At 71.4% G+C, this 7162-nt stretch carries 7 protein-coding genes; 4 read left to right on the plus strand and 3 right to left on the minus strand.

Annotation, left to right across the window (positions count from 1 at the left end; translation table 11 throughout):
• Positions 1-108: 108 nt before the first annotated feature.
• Positions 109-1671 carry a dolichyl-phosphate-mannose--protein mannosyltransferase gene (locus tag U9979_RS04190; protein WP_416219390.1) on the minus strand — a complete coding sequence of 521 codons (1563 nt, stop codon included), beginning with the start codon at positions 1669-1671 and terminating at the stop codon, positions 109-111.
• 156 nt (positions 1672-1827) lie between these two features.
• On the opposite strand from U9979_RS04190, the gene rsmI reads away from it, so the two are divergent.
• Positions 1828-2706, plus strand: coding sequence for a 16S rRNA (cytidine(1402)-2'-O)-methyltransferase (gene rsmI, locus U9979_RS04195; protein WP_322767433.1), 879 nt, complete (start codon positions 1828-1830; stop codon positions 2704-2706).
• Positions 2707-2742: 36 nt separating this feature from the next.
• Here the strand turns inward: rsmI and U9979_RS04200 are convergent, their stop codons facing one another.
• Both U9979_RS04200 and U9979_RS04205 read right to left on the minus strand, forming a co-directional pair.
• Positions 2743-3276, minus strand: coding sequence for a YdcF family protein (locus U9979_RS04200; RefSeq protein WP_322778343.1), 534 nt, complete (start codon positions 3274-3276; stop codon positions 2743-2745).
• Positions 3273-4442, minus strand: a complete 1170-nt coding sequence (locus tag U9979_RS04205; RefSeq protein WP_322778344.1) for an ABC transporter substrate-binding protein — start codon at positions 4440-4442, stop codon at positions 3273-3275. The genes U9979_RS04200 and U9979_RS04205 overlap by 4 nt, the downstream gene beginning before the upstream one ends.
• 104 nt (positions 4443-4546) lie before the next feature.
• On the opposite strand from U9979_RS04205, the gene U9979_RS04210 reads away from it, so the two are divergent.
• The 3 genes from U9979_RS04210 to U9979_RS04220 all read left to right on the plus strand — a co-directional run bounded on the left by U9979_RS04210 (position 4547) and on the right by U9979_RS04220 (position 7157).
• Positions 4547-5416: a TatD family hydrolase gene (locus U9979_RS04210; RefSeq protein ID WP_322778345.1), complete on the plus strand. Its 870-nt coding sequence runs from the start codon at positions 4547-4549 to the stop codon at positions 5414-5416.
• An 80-nt stretch (positions 5417-5496) separates the two neighbouring features.
• Entirely contained in the window at positions 5497-6360 is an 864-nt protein-coding gene (rsmA, locus tag U9979_RS04215; protein WP_416219392.1) for a 16S rRNA (adenine(1518)-N(6)/adenine(1519)-N(6))-dimethyltransferase RsmA, read from the plus strand.
• 113 nt (positions 6361-6473) lie between these two features.
• On the plus strand, positions 6474-7157 hold the full coding sequence (locus U9979_RS04220) for a hypothetical protein (RefSeq protein ID WP_322778346.1): 684 nt from the start codon (positions 6474-6476) through the stop codon (positions 7155-7157).
• Positions 7158-7162 lie beyond the last annotated feature (5 nt).

A 7162-nucleotide genomic window follows, 5' to 3' on the forward strand; every position in this document is an offset into this window, starting at 1 on the left:
CTGAACCAACTGCGGACCGTACGGTTGCAGATCCGCAGAGTTCGGTACCATTCCATCCACTCCATCGGACGACGCGCGCGGGGCGACCTGACGGGCGTCGGGTGGCGGTCAGATCCAGCCTGGGAACCACATCCGGATCCGCCATGCCGAGGTCGGGATCACCTGCGCTGCCATGATCGGATAGAAGTAGACGAACAACAGGACGACGATGATCGCATAGACGCCGACCACCAGCGACCCGACCAGACGACGCGTCTCCGAAGCGGTTCCGGGGCCCAGCGCGACACCTGCTAGGGCGGTCAGGCCGAGCACGAGGAACGGCAGCAGCGGCAGAGCGTAGAACAGGAACATCGTCCGGCTGGGGAATGCGAGCCACGGCAGGAACGACGTGCCGAAGCCGACCAGGACGAGGGCCGCCCGCCAGTCACGGCGGCTCGCCCACAGCGCGAGAACACCGAGCAGGGCGAGGGTGCCGAGCCACCAGATCGCCGGGTTGCCGATCGCCAGAATCTCCCGGGAGCAGCCGGCCTGGGCGCTACAGCCGGATTCGCCGATCTTGGGTGCGCCGTAGTAGTAGGCGACCGGGCGGCCCAGCACCAGCCAGCTCAGTGGCTTGGACGCGTAGGGATGCGAGGCGTCGAGGTGCTCGTGGAACTGGTAGATCAGCATCTGGTAGTCCCACCAGCCGCGCAGCGCTGCCCACGCGCCGTTACCGAATTGGTGTCGGTTGTAGCCACCGTCGGTGACGAACCAGCCGGTCCACGTCGCGAAGAACGTCACCACCGGCAGGACGAGAAAGCTCACCGCCCAGATCGGGGTGTCCCGGGCCAGCGAGGCCAGGATCGGCCGGCGCGCACCCGCGGTCCGGCGCGCACCCACGTCCCAGGCGAAGGCAAGCGCGGCGAACCCGACGAGGGTGTAGAGGGCACTCCATTTCACCCCCATGGCCGCACCCAGACACAGCCCGCAGGCCAGCCGCCACGGGCGTGCGCCGAGCCACGGGCCGCTTCCCGTCAGGGCCGAGGGCGGGCCGGTGCCTGCTAGGGCCGAGGGCGGGCCGGCGCCTGCTAGGGCCGGGCGCCCCGTCCCGTCCTCAGCTGCCTCGGCCTTCGCCCGGTTGGCCGCCAGCCGGGCCGCAAGTCGGGCGCGGCCGTCGTCCCGGTCGAGAACCAGACAGGCCAGCGCCAGCACGAGACCGGTCATCAGGAAGATGTCGAGGATCCCGATCCGGCTCTGGACGAACTCCAGCCCGTCGAAGGCGAGCAGGAGCCCGGCGAAGCAGCCGAGCAGAGTCGAGCGGAACATCCGCCGGGCAGTACGGGCGATGACGAGCACCGCGAGCGTCCCCGCGACTGCGGAGGCGAAGCGCCATCCCAGCTCGGGGTTGCCGTGCCGGACCCCGGCGCAGTCGGTGTAGCCGAAGAGCCATTCGGAGGCGGCCATCAGCCACTTGCCCAGCGGCGGGTGGACGACGAAGCCGGGGCCGTTGCACCCGCTCTTGATGTCGCTCAGCTCATAGCCGTGCGTCATCAGGCTATAGGCGTCGTGGGTGTAGTAGACCTCGTCGAAGTAGATGCCACGCGGCTCGGTGAGCTGCCAGAACCTCAGGACGCCGGCCACCGCGGCAAGCGCGAGCGACGCGAGCCAGCCGGCCAGTCGGTCGGTCGGCATCGGCGCCACCAGCCGGTCGGATGGCGGCCGGCCGCCGTCGTCGTCGTGGGTCAGGGCGACCGCGGGGGCCTGCGTGCCCTCGCCGCCCAGGGTCGGATAAGTCGCTGTCACCGCCACCGCATCAATGTAGGTCGTGGCTCCTGGCACACTCGGCGGGTGTCCGGGACTCTGGTGCTGTGCGGTGCGCCGATCGGTGATGTCCGCGATGCCAGCCCGCGGCTTGGCGAAATCCTCGCGAGCGCCGACATCGTCGCCGCCGAGGACACCCGCCGGCTGCGTCGGCTGACCGCCGCACTCGGGGTCACCATCTCCGGGCGGGTTGTCTCCTGCTTCGACGCGAACGAGGCGTCCCGTGCGGACTTCCTGCTCGCCCAGTTGCGTGCCGGCGCCACGGTGGCGCTCATCACGGACGCAGGCATGCCTGCTGTCTCGGATCCGGGCTTCCGGGTGGTGGCCGTCGCCGTCGCGGCCGGGGTGTCGGTCACGGTCGTCCCCGGCCCGTCCGCGGTGACCGCCGCGCTCGCGGTCAGCGGGCTGCCCACGGACCGCTGGGTGTTCGAGGGTTTTCTGCCGCGCAGGCACGGCGAACGTCGGTCACGCCTGGCCGAGCTCGCCGGGGAGCGACGCACTCTGGTCATCCTGGAGGCTCCACACCGGTTGCCCGCGACACTGGACGATCTTAGCGCGGCCTTTGGGGGGGATCGCATGGGCGTGCTGTGCCGGGAACTGACCAAAACCTGGGAGGAGATCGTCCGGGTCGATCTTGCCGGCCTGTGCGAATGGGCGCACGGCCGGGACATCCGCGGAGAGATCACTCTGGTGGTGGCGGGTGCGCCGCCGCCGTCCCCACCCGCTCGGGCAATGGTTGCCGGGACGCCGGCCGCGGCGGCCTTCGCCGTGACACTCGCAGCCGAGGTCGCGGGGCACGAGGCCGGCGGGACACCCCGCAAGGAGGCCATCGCGGCGGTGGCGGTGGCTCACGGCGTACCGCGCCGCGCCGTCTACGACGCCGTGGTCGCGGCCAAAGCCCGGTAGCGGGGCGTCCGCTGGGTGCCGCCTGCCCGCCGCGATTCAGCAGCTGCGCTGGATGGTCAGCGCCTTCACCGTTGCGGCCCACTCGTAGCTGATCATGTATGGCCAGGCGTACCACCGCGGCGACGCGGTGGCGAACAGTGCACGTCCGTCATAGCAGCGGTCCAGCCGCAGCCGTGCCCTGGTGCCCTGCGGGGTCCCCACGACGACCAGGACGGACCGCCAGTTGTAGCGGGCGGCGAGCGCCGCGGTCATCCGGGCTTCGCCCTGGGTGGTGAGCGGGTCCGGCCGGAAGCAGATCACCCGCACGTCGGGGACCGCGACCGGACAGCGGTCCTGGCCGTACGGGTTTGACACGGCGAGCATCGGCGCATACCCGGATCGGGCGAGTTCGACTGCCTTGGCCAGCCGCCCAGGGCTTCCCGCGTACATCACGATCGCGTCGACCTGCGTCGGGGCGTCGGTTGTCGGCCAGACGAACAGCCGTGCGCTCGCCGTGAGGAACACCACAGCGACCGTACCGAGAATGATCAGGATTCGGGAGCGCCGCTGCCCCACTTTCACCGGTGTCACGCGGCTTCGGGCCACGGCTGCCCGCCGCGGCGGCGCGGGTAGTGCAGCGGGGCCCGCAAGCGGTCGGGTGGCCAGACCGTGGCGGCGACACCGTCCTGCCACTGCACCAGATGACCCTGATGCCCGACCTGTAGCCCGGTGGCGGGGTCGAGGCGAAAGCGACCCAGCACGGTGGACGTGTCCAGCGCATATGCCGTGGCCAGTACCGCGGCGTCGTCGAGCAGGGAGCCGTCGACCTGGTCGAGCATTCGCACGCACCGCCCGAGAATCAGCCCGGCGGCGAACGCGACCGCTGCTGTCGCCGCCGGCGGCTGGTCGTGCATCTGCCGGTAACGGCTCACGAACTCCGACACGCTCGGGCCGGTGCCGGCCGCAGCGGGCAGCTGCGGCGACCAGGCACGCGGCCCCAGCAGCCCGTCACGCCGATCACCCAGGGTGGTCAGGGCATCGTCGTGCCCGGCGGTTGAGAACGCGGCGGCCCGCCACGGTCTGCGCAGGAGGATCTCGGCGGCGGCTGCCTCATCGTCGGGGTCAGCCTGGACGATCAGGACGTCCGCCGCCGGGAGCCGGCGTGCCGCGGCCCCCGCCTGCCCCGGGCGGAAGACACTGGATGTGACGTCGAAGTTCCGGGCTGCCGCTGCGGCGCGCGTCACGGAAACGATTTCCAACGCCCAGTCGCCGGCAGCCACCATTACTGCGAGCCTACGTGCTCGGCGGTCGGCGGAACGTACCGCGGCGAGCACTCCGCGCGTCCAGGTGGCCTGCGGCGCGGCCATGTTGATGATGTTCGGGACGGCCTGCCGGACGAAGCGCGTCGACGGTGCCGCGATGTTGAACAGCACCCGGTCGGTCGCGGCGCAGGCCGCGAGGGCGGCCTGCGGTCCGTGCGGGCCGAAGATGGCGTCAGGGTTGGCGGCCGCGGCGGACCGCGTTGCCGCGCCCGGGTGCGGGTGGGCGTCGTATGCGGTGACGTTGATCTCGTCCCACGCCGGTGGCAGGTGCTCGTCGCGTGCCCACAGCGTGGCGGCACGCAACGCGGCCAGACCATGGGCGGCCGCCGGGCCGGTCAGTGGCGTCACGAGGGCGACGGTGAGCGGTGAGGACATCGGTATCTGTTTACCAGGTGATGAGTCGGCGACACCCCGGTCATAGCGGGACAGGGTCACGACACCTCCGGCCAGATGGAGGCCGTCCGTAGGATCTGGCGTGGGCCGCCCCTTGGCGCATGGGGGCGGGACGGCGGCGGAACGGAAGGGCAGGTGGCCGGCGAATGGCACGGGATGCCGGAGCACGCGATGCCGGAGCACGCGATGCCGGAGCACGCGATGCCGGCCGCCGTGGCGAGCCGCCGCGGCCGCCGGAGCCGCTGTCGGTCGAGGTGGTCGACAGCCACTGCCATCTTGACATCATGGGTGGCGATGTGGCGCACGCTGTTGCCGCGGCGCGTGCTGTCGGTATCCGCCGGATGGTCAGCGTGGGGATCGACCTGGAGACCAGTCGTTGGCAGGCGCGGGTCGCGGCGGAGCATCCGGACGTGTACGCGGCTGTCGCGATCCACCCGAACGACGCCGCCGACGGCGTCGACGAACAGACGTTCGCGCAGATCGCCGAGTTGGCCACGCTGCCGAAGGTGCGGGCGGTCGGCGAGACCGGTCTGGACTACTACCGCACGCCGCCCGAGCGGCACGCTGCCCAGCAGGACAGCTTTCGCCGTCACATCGCGATCGCGAAGCAGACCGGCCGCACCCTCATGATTCATGATCGGGAGGCGCATGACGACACGCTGCGGATCCTGGCCGAGGAGGGAGCGCCTGATCGGGTGGTCTTCCATGCCTTTTCGGGTGACGCCGGCATGGCGAAGATCTGCGCAACTTCCGGTTACGTGATGTCATTCGCCGGCAATGTGACGTTCAGGAATGCGGGCAGCCTGCGGGACGCCGCTGCCGTCGCACCTCGTGACCTGCTGCTCGTCGAGACCGACGCGCCGTTCCTGACGCCGGAGCCGTGGCGGGGCCGGCCGAACAGCCCGTACCTGGTACCGCTGACGTTGCGGGCGATCGCCGCCGCCCGCGGCGAGGACGTCGACACCCTGGCCTCGGCGGTCGCCGCCACGTCCGAGCGGATGTTCGGGCCCTGGTAGGCCGTGATGCTGCTGCCCGCGACGCCGCTGCCCGTGACGCTGGTGCCGCCCGGGAGGCTCGCATCGGGGTCGACGGGCTGCTGACGCCGGTGGACGTGCGTGCCATCGTCGGTGAGCTGGGCGTGCGACCGACCAAACGGCGGGGCCAGAACTTCCTTGTCGACCCGAACACCGTCCGCCGCCTGGTACGTCTCGCCGCGGTCGGGCCCGATGAGACGGTCCTGGAGATCGGCCCTGGACTTGGTTCGTTGACTCTCGGGCTGATCGCGGTCGCACGTCGTGTCGTCGCGGTCGAGGTGGACACACTGCTCGCCGAGGCCCTGCCGGCAACGGCGGTGACCCGGCTCGGCCCGGCCGCAGCGTCCCGGCTGACCGTCGTGGCCGCCGACGGGCTGCGCCTCGTGCCCGCGGACCTCCCCGGCGACCCGCCGGATGTCCTCGCCGCGAACCTGCCGTACAACGTTGCCGTGCCGCTCCTGCTCGGGGTGCTCGAACGGTTCCCGTCGGTCGGGCGCGGGTTGGTCATGGTGCAGGCCGAGGTCGCCGACCGGCTGACCGCGGCGCCGGGTGGACGGGTGTATGGCGTGCCGAGTGTGAAGGTCGCCTGGTACGCCTGCGCACGTCCGGCCGGCGCGGTGCCGCGCGCGGTCTTCTGGCCACAGCCGAACGTCGACTCGTCCCTGGTGGCGTTCACCCGGCGTGAGCCCGCGGGTCCGCCGGCGCTGCGCGGGTCTGTTTTTGCCGCGGTGGACGCGGCGTTCGCGCAGCGCCGCAAGACCCTGCGGACAGCGCTTTCCGGTTGGGCGGGCTCGGCCGCAGCGGTCGAACGCCTTGCGCGCGCCGCCGGTGTAGACCCGTCCGCCCGCGGTGAAACGCTGGCCGTCGCAGACTTCACCCGCCTGGCCATCGCCCGCGCCGCTGACCCACCCGCCTGCGGAGACTGAGCTGAGCTGGGCCGCCGTGTTCCGAGTTTGCGGTGGGTCAAGTGTGCTGCGGTGTCAGCCTGGTCATATTGTTCCATCGCTGCCGTCGGGTCAGGGTGGAAGTAGGTGCGTTCGTGTCCGAAGGCGCGGAGCTGTTAGAAGGCACGGAGCTGTCAGAAGGCACGGAGCTGTCAGAAGGCGCGGAGCTGTCCGAACACACCGGACCGCTGGCGGTGGGGGGCGGCTGGATGTTGCTTCCCTGGGACGGCGACCCTGGATCTGATCGGCCGTCCGTGGTCGAGACCGCGGCGGGCACGCCCATCCGACATCGACGGTTGCGGCCGGCCACCGGCGGCGGCTGGCGGGCGGGCGCCAAGGTGGCCGTGGGCCTGTGCGGGCTTGGCGCGGTTCTCGGCATCGTTGTCATGGCGGCTGGTCACCGTCCGGATGACGCGGCGGACCACCCGGTTGCCGGCGTGCGCTCAGAGCGCCCCGAGGCGATCGACGACCAACCGCGGTTACCGGCGTCGGCGGATGCTGGACCCTCCATCACAGCGGGTGGGGCTGTGCCGGCTGTGACCGTGCCCGCTAGCAGTCTGGTCTCCCACGCGGGGGCCGCGGTTCGGTCCGCAGAGCCGCCTTCGGTCTCAGCGGCGCCGGCCACGACGCCGGCCGCTGCGGCCCAGTCGTCGCCACCGGTACCGGGCATGACCGTGTTGCTGCCCTCCGCCCAACCGTCGTCCACACCGTTGCTCGCCCCGTCGTGCCGTTCCGGTCATGGTCACGGGCATCAGACACCCGACTGCCAGGTCGGCTGAGAATT

Origin of the sequence: Protofrankia sp. Cas4, assembly GCF_963555915.1 — a bacterium.
GTDB lineage: Bacteria > Actinomycetota > Actinomycetes > Frankiales > Frankiaceae > Protofrankia.